At 68.1% G+C, this 15,902-nt stretch carries 14 protein-coding genes; 9 read left to right on the top strand and 5 right to left on the bottom strand.

Annotated features, from left to right (window positions below):
• Positions 1-42 precede the first annotated feature (42 nt).
• The 8 genes from ABS361_21780 to ABS361_21745 all read left to right on the top strand — a co-directional run bounded on the left by ABS361_21780 (position 43) and on the right by ABS361_21745 (position 9,483).
• Complete coding sequence (locus tag ABS361_21780; GenBank protein XBY44598.1) at positions 43-2,025, top strand: AMP-binding protein; 1,983 nt, start codon at positions 43-45, stop codon at positions 2,023-2,025.
• On the top strand, positions 2,022-2,843 hold the full coding sequence (locus ABS361_21775) for an ABC transporter ATP-binding protein (GenBank protein XBY44597.1): 822 nt from the start codon (positions 2,022-2,024) through the stop codon (positions 2,841-2,843). Before ABS361_21780 ends, ABS361_21775 begins: the two co-directional genes overlap by 4 nt.
• Before the next feature lie 15 nt (positions 2,844-2,858).
• The gene (locus tag ABS361_21770) at positions 2,859-3,815 is read left to right on the top strand and encodes a branched-chain amino acid ABC transporter permease (GenBank protein ID XBY44596.1); all 957 of its coding nucleotides are present in this window, start codon (positions 2,859-2,861) and stop codon (positions 3,813-3,815) included.
• Positions 3,816-3,818: 3 nt separating this feature from the next.
• Positions 3,819-4,895, top strand: a complete 1,077-nt coding sequence (locus tag ABS361_21765; GenBank protein ID XBY44595.1) for a branched-chain amino acid ABC transporter permease — start codon at positions 3,819-3,821, stop codon at positions 4,893-4,895.
• Positions 4,896-4,961: 66 nt separating this feature from the next.
• Complete coding sequence (locus ABS361_21760; protein XBY44594.1) at positions 4,962-6,284, top strand: ABC transporter substrate-binding protein; 1,323 nt, start codon at positions 4,962-4,964, stop codon at positions 6,282-6,284.
• Positions 6,285-6,394: 110 nt separating this feature from the next.
• On the top strand, positions 6,395-7,228 hold the full coding sequence (locus tag ABS361_21755) for an ABC transporter ATP-binding protein (GenBank protein XBY44593.1): 834 nt from the start codon (positions 6,395-6,397) through the stop codon (positions 7,226-7,228).
• A gap of 172 nt (positions 7,229-7,400) precedes the next feature.
• Positions 7,401-8,090 carry a hypothetical protein gene (locus ABS361_21750; protein ID XBY44592.1) on the top strand — a complete coding sequence of 230 codons (690 nt, stop codon included), beginning with the start codon at positions 7,401-7,403 and terminating at the stop codon, positions 8,088-8,090.
• 154 nt (positions 8,091-8,244) lie between these two features.
• Complete coding sequence (locus ABS361_21745) at positions 8,245-9,483, top strand: AMP-binding protein (protein XBY44591.1); 1,239 nt, start codon at positions 8,245-8,247, stop codon at positions 9,481-9,483.
• Positions 9,484-9,531: 48 nt separating this feature from the next.
• Here the strand turns inward: ABS361_21745 and ABS361_21740 are convergent, their stop codons facing one another.
• Positions 9,532-10,521 (bottom strand): LacI family DNA-binding transcriptional regulator, encoded by a 990-nt coding sequence (locus tag ABS361_21740; protein ID XBY46980.1) that lies wholly within the window; start codon positions 10,519-10,521, stop codon positions 9,532-9,534.
• Between the two features lie 162 nt (positions 10,522-10,683).
• On the bottom strand, positions 10,684-11,613 hold the full coding sequence (locus ABS361_21735; GenBank protein ID XBY44590.1) for a DMT family transporter: 930 nt from the start codon (positions 11,611-11,613) through the stop codon (positions 10,684-10,686).
• 274 nt (positions 11,614-11,887) lie between these two features.
• Between ABS361_21735 and chrA the strand changes: the two genes are divergently transcribed.
• Entirely contained in the window at positions 11,888-13,204 is a 1,317-nt protein-coding gene (gene chrA / locus ABS361_21730; protein XBY44589.1) for a chromate efflux transporter, read from the top strand.
• A gap of 78 nt (positions 13,205-13,282) precedes the next feature.
• Here chrA and ABS361_21725 read toward each other — a convergent pair whose 3' ends face one another.
• From ABS361_21725 to ABS361_21715, 3 genes are all read right to left on the bottom strand, one after another.
• On the bottom strand, positions 13,283-13,780 hold the full coding sequence (locus ABS361_21725) for a MarR family transcriptional regulator (protein XBY46979.1): 498 nt from the start codon (positions 13,778-13,780) through the stop codon (positions 13,283-13,285).
• Between the two features lie 315 nt (positions 13,781-14,095).
• On the bottom strand, positions 14,096-14,887 hold the full coding sequence (locus ABS361_21720; GenBank protein ID XBY46978.1) for an ABC transporter permease: 792 nt from the start codon (positions 14,885-14,887) through the stop codon (positions 14,096-14,098).
• Positions 14,888-15,022: 135 nt separating this feature from the next.
• Positions 15,023-15,877, bottom strand: a complete 855-nt coding sequence (locus ABS361_21715; protein ID XBY44588.1) for an ABC transporter ATP-binding protein — start codon at positions 15,875-15,877, stop codon at positions 15,023-15,025.
• Positions 15,878-15,902 lie beyond the last annotated feature (25 nt).

Genomic DNA, 15,902 nt, shown 5'->3' with positions numbered 1-15,902 from the left:
GAGCCGAAGCTCCGCCCCGCTGACGCCGAGGGAGGAAGACACGTGGCGAATGCTGCCGCCGACCGGGACACGTTCCCGAAGCTGCTCCTGTACAACGAGACCACGCGTGGATCGCGGCCGGCGATCCGCGAGAAGGACTTCGGCATCTGGCAGACCTGGACCTGGGGGCAGGTCGCCGCCGAGATCCGCGCGCTGGCGCTCGGTCTTGTCGATCTGGGCGTCACCGCCGGCGACAAGGTTGCGCTGATCGGCGCCAACCGGCCGCGGCTCTACTGGACCTTCTGCGCCGTGCAGTCGCTCGGCGCGGTGCCGGTGCCGGTCTACAAGGACAGCGTCGCCGACGAGATGGCCTATGTGCTCGAACATGCGGAGATCGCGCTCGCGGTGGTCGAGGACCAGGAGCAGGTCGACAAGGTCCTCTCCGTGGCCGACCGGCTGCCCGGCCTGCGCCACATCATCTACGACGAGGAGCGCGGCCTCCGGAACTACGACCACACCCGCCTGCACAGCTTCGCCTCGGTGCAGGACCGCGGCCGCAGGACCATGGATACCGATCCGGGCGCGCTGGTGCATTGGGTCGCCGGCATCGAGGCGACCAAGGGCTCGGACCTCGCGGTCATCCTCTACACCTCCGGCACCACCGGCCGCCCGAAGGGCGTGATGCTGACCTTCGACAATGTCGTGATCGCCGCCCGGATCGGTGCCGAGTTCGACGGACTCGACGAGACCGACGAGGTGATCGCCTATCTGCCGATCGCCTGGGTCGGCGACCACATCTTCTCCTACGCGCAGTCCTATGTGACGGGCTTCTGCGTGAACTGCCCGGAGAGCCCGGACACGATCGTCGAGGACCGCCGCGAGGTCGGCACGACCTACGCCTTCGCGCCGCCGCGCGTCTACGAGAACCTGCTGACGCTGACCATGGTGCGCATGGAGGACGCCGGGCGGCTGAAGAAGAAGATGTTCGACTTCTTCATCGCCCATGCCGACCGTGTCGGCGAGGCGATCCTCGACGGCAGGCCGGTCGCGCTCAAGGACCGGCTCGTCTACAAGCTCGGCGACTGGCTGGTCTACGGCCCGCTGAAGAACCGATTCGGCTTCACCCATATCCGCGTCGCCTATACGGCCGGCGAGGCGATCGGCCCGGAGATCTTCCGCTTCTATCGCTCGCTCGGGCTCAATCTGAAGCAGCTCTACGGCCAGACCGAAGCGGCGGTCTACATCACGCTGCAGCCGGACGCCGAGATCTATGCCGACACGGTCGGCCGGCCGGCGCCGGGCGTCGACATCAAGATCTCCGAGACCGGCGAGGTGCTCTATCGCGGCCCCGGCGTGTTCCAGGCCTACTACAAGAACGACGAGGCGACCGCCGACACCAAGACCGCCGACGGCTGGGTCCGCTCCGGCGACGCCGGCTTCTTCGACAAGACCGGGCACCTGAAGATCATCGACCGTGCCAAGGACGTCGGGCGCCTGAACGACGGCGCGCTGTTTGCGCCGAAATACATCGAGAACAAGCTGAAGTTCTTCCCCAACATCAAGGAGGCCGTCGCCTTCGGCCACGGCCGCGACTTCTGCACCGTCTTCATCAACATAGACCTCGTCGCGGTCGGCAATTGGGCCGAGCGCAACAACGTCAATTATGCCTCCTATCAGGAGCTTGCCGGCCACCCGCTGGTCTACGAGATGATCGAGCGCCACGTCGCCCAGGTGAACCGCGACCTCGCCGCCGAGCCGATGATGGCCGCCTCGCAGATCCGCCGGTTCCTGGTCCTGCACAAGGAGCTCGACGCCGACGACGGCGAACTCACCCGCACGCAGAAGGTCCGCCGCGGCTTCATCGCCGAGCGCTACGCGCCGCTGATCGAGGCGCTTTACGACGGCTCGGCCGAGCGCTTCGTCGCGACCGAAGTCACCTTCGAGGACGGCCGCAAGGGCGCGATCTCGGCCACTGTGAAGATCCGCGACGTGGCGACGGTCGCGGCTCCATCGGCTCCGAACATCATCAGGGAGGCGGCGGAATGAGCGCTTTCGTGGCTCCCGGCGACATCGCCGCCCGCCGCACCCTCGCCCCCGGCGAGGTGCTGCTCGCGGTCGACAATGTCAGCCTCTCCTTCGGCGGCGTGAAGGCGCTGACCGACGTGTCCTTCGACATCCGCAAGGGCGAGATCCGCGCGATCATCGGCCCGAACGGCGCCGGCAAGACGTCGATGCTCAATGTCATCAACGGGTTCTATCACCCGCAGCAGGGCCGGATCACCTATTGCGGCACCGTCCGCAAGCGCCAGCGACCGTCCGAGGCGGCGGCACAGGGCATCGCGCGGACGTTCCAGAACGTCGCGCTGTTCAAGGGCCTGACCACGCTCGACAACATCATGGCCGGCCGGACGCTGAAGATGACGCGCGGCTTCTTCTGGCAGTGCCTACGCTTCGGCCCGGCGCTTCAGGAAGAGATCGCCCATCGCCGCCGCGTCGAGGAGATCATCGACTTCCTCGAGATCGAGCACATCCGCAAGACGCCGGTCGGCAAGCTGCCCTACGGCCTCAAGAAGCGCGTCGAGCTCGGCCGCGCGCTCGCCATGGAACCGGAACTCCTGCTGCTCGACGAGCCGATGGCCGGCATGAACCTCGAGGAGAAGGAGGACATGAGCCGGTTCATCATCGACGTGCGCGAACAGTTCGGCACCACGATCGCGCTGATCGAGCATGACATCGGCGTGGTCATGGACCTCTCCGACCGCGTCGTCGTGCTCGAATACGGCCGCAAGATCGCGGACGGCACGCCGGACGAAGTCCAAAAGAACCAGGCCGTCATCGACGCCTATCTCGGCACGTCGCACTGAGGGGGGAACGGGTACATGGATCTTCTCTCTGCGATCTTTCTCGAGCCGTTCCTGAAGATGGCCGCCAATCCGGCCTTCTTCGTCCAGGTGATCTGGGAAGGCTTCGTCTCGGGCATTCTCTATGCGCTGATCGCGCTCGGCTTCGTGCTGATCTACAAGGCCTCGGGCGTTTTCAACTTCGCGCAAGGCATCATGGTCGTGTTCTCGGCCCTGACGCTGGTCGGCTTCCACGCGCTCGGCGTGCCGGCCTGGATCGCGGTGGCGCTGACCTTCGGCGTCATGTGGCTGCTCGCCGCCGGCGTCGAGCGGCTGGTGCTCAGACCGCTGGTCAACCAACCCGACATCATCCTGCTCATGGCCACCATAGGTCTGACCCGCTTTCTGGTGGGCCTGGGCGAACTCACCTTCGGCGGCGAGCCGAAGGTGATGATCGCCCCCGAACTCGGCATCCCGACCGGGGTCTGGCGCGTGCCGCTGTTCGATCGCGCGATGGTGATCAAGCAGATCGACCTGACGGCGGCGATCGTCGCGATCCTGATGGTGGCGTTCCTGGCGGTGTTCTTCGCCAGAACCCGCATCGGCCGGGCGCTGCGCGCGGTCGCCGACGACCATCAGGCCGCGCTGTCGGTCGGCATTTCGCTCAATCAGATCTGGGTCATCGTCTGGTTCGCCGCCGGCTGCGTAGCGTTGGTCACCGGCGTCATGTGGGGCGCCAAGAGCCAGGTCTCGTTCGATCTCGAGATCATCGCGCTGAAGGCGCTGCCCGTCCTGATCCTCGGCGGCTTCACCTCGGTGCCGGGCGCCATCGTCGGCGGCCTGATCATCGGTATCGGCGAGAAGGTCGGCGAGCTCTACTGGGGCCGCCTGCTCGGCGGCGGCATCGAAAGCTGGCTCGCCTACGCCATCGCCCTCGTTTTCCTGCTCGCCCGGCCGCAGGGCCTGTTCGGCGAAAAGATCATCGAACGGATCTGAGACATGCTCTATCGCGAGGCCGGACAGTTCAAGACGACCTATGCCGCGGACATGGGCATCTTCCCGCTCCGGGAAGACCGGCTCGGGATCACGCTGATCCTGTTCTTCGCCGCGGTCGTGATCCCCTTCACCGCCAACGACTTCGTGCTGAAGTCGATCATGATCCCGGGACTGGTCTTCGCGCTGGCCACGATCGGCCTCAACGTGCTGACCGGCTACGCGGGACAGATCTCGCTCGGTACCGGCGCCTTCATGGGCGTCGGTGCCTTCGCGACCTACAAGCTCACGACGAGCTTTCCCGAGGTGAACATCCTGATCTGGATGCTGGTATCGGGAGCCTTCTCGGCCGCGATCGGTGTCGTCTTCGGCCTGCCGTCGCTCCGGATCAAGGGCCTCTATCTGGCGGTGACGACGCTCGCCGCGCAGTTCTTCCTCGGCTGGTGCTTCGAGCGGATCGGCTGGCTCACCAACTACGGCTCGTCGGGCGCGATCCAGGCCGTGCACCGGACCCTGTTCGGTATTCCGGTGACCGGGCCCGATACCAAGCCGGTCGTGTCCTACTTCGTCGTGCTGGTCTTCGCGGTCGGTCTCACCTGGGTGACCTCGAACCTCGTCCACGGCCGCATCGGCCGCACCTGGATGATGGTGCGCGACATGGACATCGCCGCCGAGCTGATGGGCGTGCGGCTGCTGCCGGCCAAGCTGCTCGCCTTCGCGGTGTCGTCCTATCTCGCCGGCGTCGCCGGATCGCTGATGGTGTTCTGCTGGCTCGGCGCGGCCGAACCCTCGGCCTTCGCGATCTCGCTGTCGTTCCAGGTCCTGTTCATGGCGATCATCGGCGGCCTCGGCAGCCTGATCGGCAGCTATTTCGGCGCCGCCTTCATCTGGGCGCTGCCGGTGATCCTGAAGTTCGCCCCCGGCGTCTTCGGCATCGAGATCCAGTCGGCGACCATCGAGCACGTCAACGCGATGATCGTCGGCGCCATGATCGTCGTGTTCCTGATCGTCGAGCCGCACGGCCTCGCCCGGCTCTGGCAGATCGGCAAGCAGAAGCTGCGCGTCTGGCCGTTCCCCTACTGAGGACCGGCGACGCGCGCATCAACGGCAGGAGCCGGAAAACCGGCCCGCATATTGGGAGGAATAGCCATGCTGAAGAGCCTGCTCTCGACGCTTGCGGTCTCGGCCGCGGTCGTGACGACCGCCCTGCCGGCGGCCGCCGAGGACACGATCTACATCCCGCTCTTGACCTACCGGACCGGCGCCTATGCCGGCTCCGGCATCCCGATCGCCGACGGCATGCACGACTACCTGAAGATGCTCAACGCCCGCGACGGCGGCATCGGCGGCGTGAAGCTGGTGATCGAGGAGTGCGAGACCGGCTACACGGCGCAGAAGGGCGTCGAGTGCTACGAGGCGACCAAGGGCAAGGGCGCCGTGATGTACAATCCGTGGTCCACGGGCATCACGCTGCAGCTGATCCCGAAGGCCTCTGTCGACAAGATCCCGGTCCTGTCGATGGCCTACGGGCTCTCGGCCGCGGCGGTCGGCAAATCGTTCCCCTGGGTGTTCAACCCGCCGCTGACCTATTGGGACGGCGCCTCGGTCGCGGTGAAATACATCGGCACCAAGTCCGGCGGCATGGACAAGCTCAAGGGCAAGAAGATCGGCTACGTCTATCTCGACGCGCCCTATGGCAAGGAGCCGATCCCGCTGATCGAGGATCTCGCCAAGCAGTACGGCTTCGAGCTGACCAAATACCCGGTGCCCGGCGACAAGATGCAGGACCAGTCCTCGCAGTGGCTGGCGATCCAGCAGGACAATCCGGACTGGGTCGTGCTGTGGGGCTGGGGCGCGATGAACCCGACCGCGGTCAAGGAGGCGACCAAGGTCGGCTTCCCGATGGACAAGTTCATCTCGGTCTGGTGGGCCGGCTCCGAGGATGACGCGCGCGGCGGCGGCCAGGCTGCCAAGGGCTACATGTCGCTCAACTGGACCGCGGTCGGCGCCAACTATCCGGCGATCCAGGACATCGTGAAGCTGGTGTTCGACAAGGGCCAGTCCACCGTCAAGGACAAGGCCAAGATCGGCGAGACCAACTACAACAAGGGCGTCTACAACTCGATGCTGATCGCCGAGGCGATCGCGACCGCGCAGAAGCTGACCGGCAAGAAGGTCGTCACCGCGACCGACGTGCGCGCCGGTCTCGAGGCGCTCGACATCGGCGAGGCGCGCATCAAGGAGCTCGGCCTCGCCGGCTTCATGTCGCCGCTGAAGATCACCTGCGACGACCATTCCGGCGAGCACGCGGTCTACGTCCAGCAGTGGGACGGCACCAAGTGGGTGAAGGCCTCCGACTGGATCGAGCCGATGCGCGACAAGGTGCGCCCGCTGCTCGAGAAGGACGCGACCGACTTCACCACCAAGAACGCGCCCTGGCCGGCGCGCACCGAGGCCTGTCCGAAGAGCTGATCCGCAAAAGCCGGATCCGCAGCGCGCGGCGGGGCGATCCCCTGACCCGCCGCGCGCCCGCCCGCTCCACGGAGCCGAAGCCGGAAACCCGTCACAGCCGGAACCCGCCCATGACCACGACGCCCGCAGCCAGCCCTGCGCAAGACGCGATCCTCGCGGTGAACAATATCGAGGTCGTCTACGACCACGTGATCCTGGTCCTGAAGGGCGTGTCGCTGACCGTGCCCAAGGGCGGCATCGTCGCGCTGCTCGGCGCCAACGGCGCCGGCAAGACGACCACGCTGAAGGCGATCTCGAACCTGCTGCACGCCGAACGCGGCGAGGTCACCAAGGGACGGATCCTGTTCAAGGGCGAGGAGGTGCAGGATCTGTCCCCGAACGATCTGGTCCGCCGCGGCTGCATCCAGGTCATGGAAGGGCGGCACTGCTTCGGCCATCTGACGGTCGAGGAGAACCTGCTGACCGGCGCCTTCACCCGCAAGGACGGCCGCGCCGCGATCCGCGACGATCTCGAGACCGTCTACCGCTTCTTCCCGCGCCTGCGCGAGCGACGTCAGTCGCAGGCCGGCTACACCTCCGGCGGCGAACAGCAGATGGTCGCGATCGGTCGCGCACTGATGTCGCGGCCCGAGATGATCCTGCTCGACGAGCCGTCGATGGGCCTCGCGCCGCAGATCGTCGAAGAGATCTTCGAGATCGTCGGCCGGCTCAATGCCGAACAGGGCGTGTCGTTCCTGCTCGCCGAGCAGAACACCAACATCGCGCTCCGCCACGCGACCTACGGCTACATCATGGAATCCGGCCGTATCGTGCTCGACGGCGAGGCCGCGAGCCTGCGCGAGAACGAGGACGTCAAGGAATTCTATCTCGGCGTCGCGGCGGCCGGCCGCAAGAGCTTCAAGGACGTCAAGCACTACAAGCGCCGCAAGCGCTGGCTCGCCTGAGGGCCGCCGATGACCCGCTCCGAGCCCCAGACCATGACCCGCGCCGAGACGCGCCCGCCGCGGTCGCGCCCGCTTTGCGGTTCTTTGAACGACCGCCCGTCGACCGCCCGTTTTGATGCCCCAATCGGGTGGCAGGCTCACGTGCCTGGACGACCTGAAGCGGGACCGACCGATGGCAGCGCCGACCTATCTCCTCGCCCTCGCCGCGGCAGCCTATGCCGCCTGCGCCGGCCTGATGCCGGACCGCCTGCCGCCCGGCTGGCCGGTCGGTCCGACCACGATCCTGACCGCGCTCGCCGTCGCCGCCGGCCTGCTGACGCTCGGCCGGATCGTGCAGATGCTCGAGCGGCTGGATCGTCGACTGACACCGATCGAAGCGATCGCCGCGCGGCTGGTCGCGCGGACCGAGGACTTCGATCGCGGCACGTCGAACGAGGCGGACACCGCGGTCGAACGGGTCGAGCCGGTGATGCGGCCGCCGACCGTCACGCCGGAAGACCGGTTCGCGCCGCAGACGGCAGCCGCACCGTCGGTGGCCGCGCGGACGCCCGAATCGCAGTCGGAAGCGCTGGGCGAGGCCGAGCCCCACGACCCACTGCTTGCCCCGCTGCTCGACCCGCGGCTCGATTGGGCGGAAGCCGAAGCGGCCGCAGCAATCTTCGACGTCGCCACGCCGGAGCCGAGCGCGGCCGGCGCGCCCGACCGGCATCGCGGCCGCGAGATCCTGCGCCACGACGACGGTACGGTCAGCGTGCGCACCATCGCCGGCTGGCGCCGGTTCCGGTCGCTCGCGGACATGGACGACCAGATCGGGCCGCTGCGGTCGTTCTCGCTGGTCGAGGGCGGCAGCCGGACCGGCTGAGCGGGCGCCCGCCGTCACCACGCCTCTCACCCCACATCCATGAGAAGGCCGCCTCGGCACGCCGAAGGCCGTCCGGCACCTTCGATTTCAGATGGATGACACATGCATCCAGGGGAAGCGTGGAGCGAGGCACGGCGGCCGGCGGGAGGCACAGATGACGGTTCATTACGACGCCCTGGAAACCCGGCACCCGAGCGAGCGGCAGATCGCCCAGTTCGAGCGCCTGCGCGACGCCGTCCGCCGGATCGGCGGCCGCGACCCGCGCCTCGCCGGCCTCGATCCGGACACGCTTCGCGACACGACCGACCTCGTGCGCATCCCGGTGCTGCGCAAGGACGCGCTGAAGGATCGCCAGCACGCCGCCCCGCCCTTCGGCGATGCCGACCCGCGCGCCATGGGCGCGGTCGGCCGGCTGTTCATGTCGCCCGGACCGGTGTTCGAGCCCGAAGGCCGGCAGGACGATCCCTGGGGCACCGCCCGCGCCTTCCACGCCGCCGGCTTCCGCCCGGGCGACATCGTGCTCAACACCTTCGCCTATCACCTGACGCCCGGCGGCTTCATCCTCGACGGCGGCGCCCGCGCGCTCGGTTGCCCGGTGATCCCCGCCGGCCCCGGCAACAAGGAGGCGCAGCTCGACCTGATCGCGCATTACCGTCCGGCGGGCTATGCCGGCACGCCCGACTTCCTGAAGATCATTCTCGACGCGGCGCGAGACGCCGGCCGCGACGTCGCCTGCCTCACCAAGGCGCTCGTCTCCGGCGCCGCACTGCCCGGTTCGCTGCGCGCCGAACTGGAAGGCCGCGGCGTCGCGGTGCGCCAGTGCTACGCGACCGCGGATGCCGGCCTGATCGCCTACGAGACCAGCGCGCCGGACGGCACGCTCGTCCCCGGCATGATCGCCGATGAAAGGATCCTCCTCGACATCGTCCGCCCGGGCACCGACGAGCCGGTCGCCCCCGGCGAGGTCGGCGAGGTGGTGATCACCAAGCCCGACGCGGTCTATCCGCTGATCCGGTTCGGCACCGGCGATCTGTCGGCACTGATCCCGGAGCCTGCGCCCTGCGGCCGGACCCATGTCCGCATCCGCGGCTGGCTCGGCCGCGCCGACCAGCGCACCAAGGTGAAGGGCATGTTCGTCGATCCGGCCCAGATCGCGGAACTGCGCAAGCGCCATCCGGAGATCGCCCGCGCGCGCCTGATCGTGACCCGCGCCGGCGAGCAGGACGAGATGACCTTGCGCGCCGAAGCCTCGGCCGCGCCGGACGGCTTCGCCGACGCCGTCTCGGCATCGCTCGCCGCCATCACAAAGCTGAAGGGCAGGATCGAACTGGTCGCGCCCGGCTCGCTGCCGAACGACGGCAAGGTGGTCGCCGACGAGCGGCCGATCGGCTGAGTAGGACTACCCCCGGCGTCCGGGCTGCGGCCCCGTCGCTCACCGGCCTCACGCCTTCGGCGGACAGCTCGTCTCGCGCACGTGCAGCTCCGGCCGCACCAGGACACGCGGGTCCTTCGGCCGCTTGCCCGCGACGACGTCGAGCAGCGTCTGCGCCGCGAGACGACCGACTTCCTGCTGGCCGTTCCAGACCGACGTCAGCGCCGGCGACCAGGCGGCCGCCTCGTCGATGTCGTCGTAACCGACCAGCGCGATATCGCGGCCGGTCTCGACGCCACGGCGACGCAGTTCGGTGGTGAGACCGAAAGCGAGCAGATCGTTGAAGCAGACGACCGCGGTCGGCTTGGCCGCGATCACCTGCTCGGCGACCGCGCGGCCCTCACGACGCGTCGCCAGCGTCGGGAAGATCAGCTCGCGATCGACCGGCAGACCCGCCTCACGCAGCGCGTCCTCATAGCCGGCACGGCGCTCCTGGCCGGTCGAGAAATCGCCCGAGCCGCCGACGAAGGCGATGCGCTTGTGGCCGAGCTCGATCAGATGCGCGGTCGCGAGCCGGATGCCGGTCCGGTCGTCGCCGCGGATCACCGGCACATCGGGCAGATCGGCCAGTTCGCGCGCGATCAGCACGGTCGGCAGACCGGCATCGACGATGCGCTCGACCTCGACCGAGCGGCTGCCCGCCGCCGGGCACAGGATCATGCCGTCGGCGCGATACTGCAGCAGCGTCTCGAGAAAGTGCCGCTGGCGCAGCACGTCATCGCCGTGATTGCACAGGATCACGGTCTGACCGTGCTTCTGCAGTTCGACCTCGAGCGCGGCCACCAGTTCGGCGAAGTAGGGATTGAGAATGTCGTGCACGACCAGACCGACGATATTGGTCTTGGCCGTCCGGAGGCTCGCGGCGGAGCGGTTGTAGATGTAGCCCAGTTCTTCGGCGAGCGCGTGGACGCGCTTACGCGTCTCTTCCGCGACCAGCGTCGAATTACGCAGCGCCAGCGAGACCGTCGCAGTGGACAGTTCCAACTGTTCGGCGATCATGGCCAAGGTGAGGCGCCGTTTCGGCGTAGCGCCAGGCATCGGCTCGAAATCCATGACTAGAACCGCGGCCGGACGATTCCGCCGCATGTGCTCTCTCTTACCGAATTCCGCGCGGCGTGGCGAGACTTATTGTGCATTGCGGAATACGTATGACTTTCCCGATCACGACGCCGAGCGTCGCGCGGCCTGCCGCTCGGCGCGCTCGCAGTAGAGCAGGTAGAGCCCGCTGGCGATCACGATCGAGGCGCCGGCGAGCGTCGCGAGACCCGGCACGTCGCCGAAAACGAGGTAGCCGAACAGCACCATCCAGACGATCTGGGTGTAGGTGAACGGCGCTATCACCGAGGCCGGCGCCCGCGCATAGGCCATGATCAGGAAGAAGTGCCCGACCGCGCCGAGCACGCCGGTGTCGAGCAGCACGGCCCAGGCGAAGCCGCTCGACGGCCAGACCCAGAACCCCGGCAGGAACGGCGCCATCGCGACGACCGGCATCAACGCCGAGAAGATCAGCATGCTGGCGCTCGAATCCACGCCGGAGAGCATGCGGGTCGTGATCGCATAAGCCGCGTAGCAGAGCACCGCCGCGAAGGTCCACAACATCGCCGGATCGAAGCCGCCACCCGGCCGCGTCACGACCAGCACGCCGAGAAACCCGACCACGATCGCCGCCCAGCGCTTCAGCCCGACCGTCTCGCCGAGCAGCCGCCCGGCGACCAGCGCGATCAGGAACGGCGTCGCGAAGGTGATCGACATGGTCTCGGCGAGTTGCAGCTTCCGGAGCGCCAGGAAATTGAAGATCGTCGAGCCGAACAGCACGGCGGCACGGAAGACCTGCAGCCACGGCCGGCTCATCCGCCACGCATGCGGCGCGCGCACCGGATTGAACACAAGGCCGGCGACCAGGAACGCCATGCCATAGCGCACGAAGGTGACCTGGATCGGCGGCAGGTCGTGGCGCGTCAGCCACTTCGCCGAGGTGTCGAGCAGCGAGAACAGGAACAGTGCCAGGCAAATGAGCCCGATGCCCTCGAGCCGGAGATTGCGCGCACGCGGCCGCTCCGGCACCGCTTCCGTGACATCCAAGCTCGCCACCGCGACCGTCCGACTCTCGAAATGATCTTGTTGAAAGTGGCCGGACCTGACGGACCCCCGAGTCCTCGGTCCATCGATTCATCGCCACCCATTACCTGCATAGCTGAACCGCCCGCCCCCGGTTAGCCCTGCGCGGACATGGGTCGTCTGCACGGACAGTCCGTGACAGCCCCGTCACGATTCCCGAGGAATCTTCGCAGTCCGACGCGACGTCGGCGAGGGTTTCGTCCTCCGGTTCGATCTGGCATGACGTCGGGCCGAGGGGGAGCCGCCGATGACCGAGACGATCACCGCCGAACCGCCACGCGTGCCGCTGGCCACGGTGCTGCGCACCTTTCTCGAGATCGGCGTCCTGTCCTTCGGCGGACCGGCCGGCCAGATCGCGCTGATGCACCGGATGCTGGTCGACGACCGGCGCTGGCTCGACGAGAAGCGCTTTCTCGATGCGCTCAACATGTCGATGCTGCTGCCCGGCCCGGAGGCGCAGCAGCTCGCCACCTGGTGCGGCTGGCGCGTCGCCGGCATCGGCGGCGCGCTCGTGGCCGGCAGCCTGTTCGTGCTGCCCGGCGCGGCGATGATGGCGGTGCTCGCCTATATCTACGCCGCCTATGGCAAGGTCGACGCGGTCGAAGCGCTGTTTTTCGGCATCAAGGCCGGCGTGCTGGCGATAGTGATCGAGGCGCTCATCAAGGTCGGGCGGCGGGCGCTGAAGACGCCGCTCGCCTGGGGCATCGCCGCCGCCGCCTTCCTGGCGATCTTCTTCCTGCGCATTCCCTATCCGCTGATCGTGCTGGCCGCCGGTGTTGCCGGCTGGCTGTCGGCCCGCGGCGCCCTGCCCTCGACCATGCCGGCCGGGACGGTCCATGACCGGCTCGCCCGCCGGACGCTCGGCCTCGCCGCGGCCGGCGCGGCGATCTGGGCCGCGCCGATCCTCGTCGTCGCGCTGACACTCGGGCCGACGCACGTACTGGTGACGATCGCGGCATTCTTCTCGAAACTCGCCGTCGTCACCTTCGGCGGCGCCTATGCCGCGCTCGCCTATGTCGCGCAGCAGGCGGTGCAGGTCCACGGCTGGCTCGCCCCCGGTGAAATGCTCGACGGGCTCGGCCTGGCCGAAACCACGCCGGGGCCACTGGTGCTGGTGATGGAATTCGTCGGCTTCCTTGCCGGCTGGCGCGCGCCGGCGCCGTTCGGCCCGCTCACCGGCGGCCTGCTCGGCGCCGGCATCACGATCTGGACCACCTTCGTACCGTCGATGCTGTGGATCCTGCTCGCTGCGCCGCTGGTCGAGCGTATCGGCCGCATCCCGGCCGCCGCGGCGGCCCTCACCGGCATCACGGCGGCCGTCGTCGGCGTGATCCTGAACCTGACCGTCTGGTTCGCGCTGCATGTCTTCTTCCGCGACATCACGGAAACGACGCTCGGGCCGCTGACGCTCGACCTGCCGCGGCTCGCCTCGGCCGATCCGGCCGCGATCCTGTTCGCGGCCATCGCGGCCTATGTGCTGTTCGCGCGGCACTGGACGATCGCGGCGACGGTCGGGTTGACCGCAACGCTCGGCCTCGCGGCGCATGGGCTCGGGCTGAGCTGAGGTCCATGCCGTGCGGGCGGCGAAACAATGCGCGGGGTGGGACGATAAGCCGGCGCTCCAAGGGCCGGCCCGCGCGGATCACTCGGCCGCGTCGTCCTCGACCAGTTCGACGTCGGCGACATCGTCGACATCGACATCAGGGATCGAGGTCGCGGTCAGATTGCGCTCGATCTCGCGCAAGAGCTTGCGGATCCGCTTGCGGTCCTTCTCGTCGAGGCCCGCGAGCGCTTCCTTCTCCAGCCGCTTCCAGGCGCGATCGACTTCCTCGATCCGCGCGCGGCCGTCCTCGGTCAGATGCACGCGCGCCAGCCGGCCGTCGGTCTCCGACGCGACGCGACGGACGAGACCCTGCGCCGACATGCGGGTGATCATCTTGGTCACGGTCGGCGGTTGAACGGACAGAACCTGCGCGAGCTGGCTCATCGTCTGGCCGTCGGTCTCGTCGAGAGCCTTGAGTACGGCTTCTTGGCCCGGATGGAGGCCGATCCGGGACAGGTGCACGCCCGATCGCGCCCGGTGCGCCTTGGCGGCCTGGGCGAGACGATAAGTGACCGACTTGCGATGATTGAAGGTCATGGCGGCTGTGTAACCTCCGGGCATGTCGGTTTGTTGACGGCGAACAAACTCTTTGCCGAAGACAACCACCCCCGCATCAGGGAAATTGCGTATGCCATCGCGCCGCATGGACGGCGGCATCCTGTCCGAACACACTGATCGGGCTCGGAGGAAATGGGCGCGGGTCGCGCCGCCGGTTCGCCGGCGGCTCCCTCTCCGGAGGGCGATCCGCGCCTCCCCGACGCCCGTTTTCCTTACCCGTCAATGTTCGCGGCAAGAATGTTCGCGGCAAGTTTCGCCGATTGCGGCAGCCGCCTGCGCGTCTCCGAGCTCACGTCACGGCTCGCGCGCCATCGCGCTCTCGTGCCAGCGTCTCAGCACGAGATGGCTGATCAGGCTGAGAACCAGAAAGATCACCACGCCGGTGATCGAGATCAGGATCAGCGCCGCGAACATGCGCGGCATGTTGAGCCGGCTCGACGCCTCGATGATCCGGAAGGCGAGACCGGAACCGCGCCCGCCGGCCCCGACCACGAACTCCGCCACCACCGCGCCGATCAGAGACAGGCCGCCGGCGATCCGGAGACCGCCGAGAAAGTACGGCGTCGCGGCCGGCAGGCGCAGAAAGATCAGCGTCTGCCAGCGCGTCGCGCCGTAGAGCTGGAACAGGTTGCGCAGATTGTGATCGGCCGAATTCAAGCCCAGCGTGGTGTTCGACAGGATCGGAAAGAAGGCGACGATCCAGGCGCAGATCAGGAGCTGCGCGGTGATGCTCTCGACATAGATCGTGATCAGCGGCGCCACCGCGATCACCGGCGTGACCTGGAACACCACCGCGATCGGGAAGAATGACATCTCGACCCATTTCCACTGCGCGAAGATCACCGCGAGCCCGACGCCGCCGACGACCGCGATCGCGAGCGCTCCGAAGGTGATCTGGAGCGTGTTGACGAGCGAGGGAAACAGCGTCGGCCAGTCGGTCGCGAGCTGCGCGAACACCACGAAGGGCGACGGCAGCACATAGCGCGGGATCGCGAACCAGACGACCAGCCCGTGCCAGAGCCCGACGGCGCCGGCGAGCACCAGGATCGGCAGCGCCCAGCGCGCGACCGCCTCAACGCGCCTCATCCGCGCCCGCGCCGCCTCGGCCGGATCGAAGATCGGCGCGGCGGCCACCCCGGTCTGCCGGGCTGCGGCGAGCGAAGGATCGGCGGTCGTCCGGTCGAGCATGGCCTCAGGCCCTCGCAGTGTCGTCGGCACGCGTCACAAATGGTCCCGTGCGTCCATCGCCCGGTGCAGTGCCTCCGAGGCGCGCCGGCAGGTCGCGGCATAGTAGGCCGAGGTGCGGAAATCCTCGCCGCGCGGATGCGGCGCCTCGACCGCGATGTCGTCGACGACGCGCCCCGGCCGCGCCGCCATCACGACGATCCGGCTCGACAGGAACACCGACTCGTAGACCGAGTGGGTGACGAAGATCACGGTCCAGCCGCCGGCCTCGTAGAGCCGCATGATATCGTCGTTGAGCTTGAAGCGCGTGATCTCGTCGAGCGCGGCGAAAGGCTCGTCCATGAGCAGGATGCGTGGCCTGGTCACCAGCGCGCGCGCGATCGAGACGCGCATCTTCATGCCGCCTGAGAGTTCGCGCGGATAGGCATTTGCAAAGCCCGCGAGCCCGACCCCGTCGAGCGCATGCATGATCTCGTCGCGCGCGGTCTTGGCGGAAATGCCCTTCAGCTTCAGCGGCAGATGGACATTCTGGAACGCCGTCGCCCAGGGCATCAGCGTCGGTTCCTGGAACACGAAGCCGATCTCGGGGCGATCCGTGCCGGCCGCGGGCACGGATCCGCCCGCGCCGAGCCAGTCGACCCGCCCCGAGGTCGGGTTCGTCAGCCCGGCAACGATGCGCAGCACCGTCGACTTGCCACAGCCGGACGGCCCGAGCAGCGACACGAACTCGCCCTCTCCGATCGCCAGATCGAGCCCGGCGAGCGCGGTCGTGCCGTTCGAGAACGATTTCGAGATGCCCGACAACCGCACGATCGGCGCAGCATCCGAGACCGAGCCGGACGTCGCGCCTGTCACGGCGGCGGGGGGCGGAGATGCGGCAGTCGTGACCATCGTTTTCCCATGCGGCCCGAGCCCC

It is taken from the genome of Ancalomicrobiaceae bacterium S20, assembly GCA_040269895.1.
GTDB lineage: Bacteria > Pseudomonadota > Alphaproteobacteria > Rhizobiales > Ancalomicrobiaceae > Methyloraptor > Methyloraptor flagellatus.
Note: the sequence above shows the minus strand (reverse complement) of the source record. Positions and strands in the feature narration are given on the sequence as shown.

Coding starts and splice junctions, on each gene's coding strand:
- ABS361_21775 (XBY44597.1), top strand. CDS start 2,022: ATGAGCGCTTTCGTGGCTCCCGGCGACATCGCCGCCCGCCGCACCCTC.
- ABS361_21770 (XBY44596.1), top strand. CDS start 2,859: ATGGATCTTCTCTCTGCGATCTTTCTCGAGCCGTTCCTGAAGATGGCC.
- ABS361_21765 (XBY44595.1), top strand. CDS start 3,819: ATGCTCTATCGCGAGGCCGGACAGTTCAAGACGACCTATGCCGCGGAC.
- ABS361_21760 (XBY44594.1), top strand. CDS start 4,962: ATGCTGAAGAGCCTGCTCTCGACGCTTGCGGTCTCGGCCGCGGTCGTG.
- ABS361_21755 (XBY44593.1), top strand. CDS start 6,395: ATGACCACGACGCCCGCAGCCAGCCCTGCGCAAGACGCGATCCTCGCG.
- ABS361_21750 (XBY44592.1), top strand. CDS start 7,401: ATGGCAGCGCCGACCTATCTCCTCGCCCTCGCCGCGGCAGCCTATGCC.
- ABS361_21745 (XBY44591.1), top strand. CDS start 8,245: ATGACGGTTCATTACGACGCCCTGGAAACCCGGCACCCGAGCGAGCGG.
- ABS361_21740 (XBY46980.1), bottom strand. CDS start 10,521: ATGATCGCCGAACAGTTGGAACTGTCCACTGCGACGGTCTCGCTGGCG.
- chrA (XBY44589.1), top strand. CDS start 11,888: ATGACCGAGACGATCACCGCCGAACCGCCACGCGTGCCGCTGGCCACG.
- ABS361_21725 (XBY46979.1), bottom strand. CDS start 13,780: ATGACCTTCAATCATCGCAAGTCGGTCACTTATCGTCTCGCCCAGGCC.
- ABS361_21720 (XBY46978.1), bottom strand. CDS start 14,887: ATGAGGCGCGTTGAGGCGGTCGCGCGCTGGGCGCTGCCGATCCTGGTG.
- ABS361_21715 (XBY44588.1), bottom strand. CDS start 15,877: ATGGTCACGACTGCCGCATCTCCGCCCCCCGCCGCCGTGACAGGCGCG.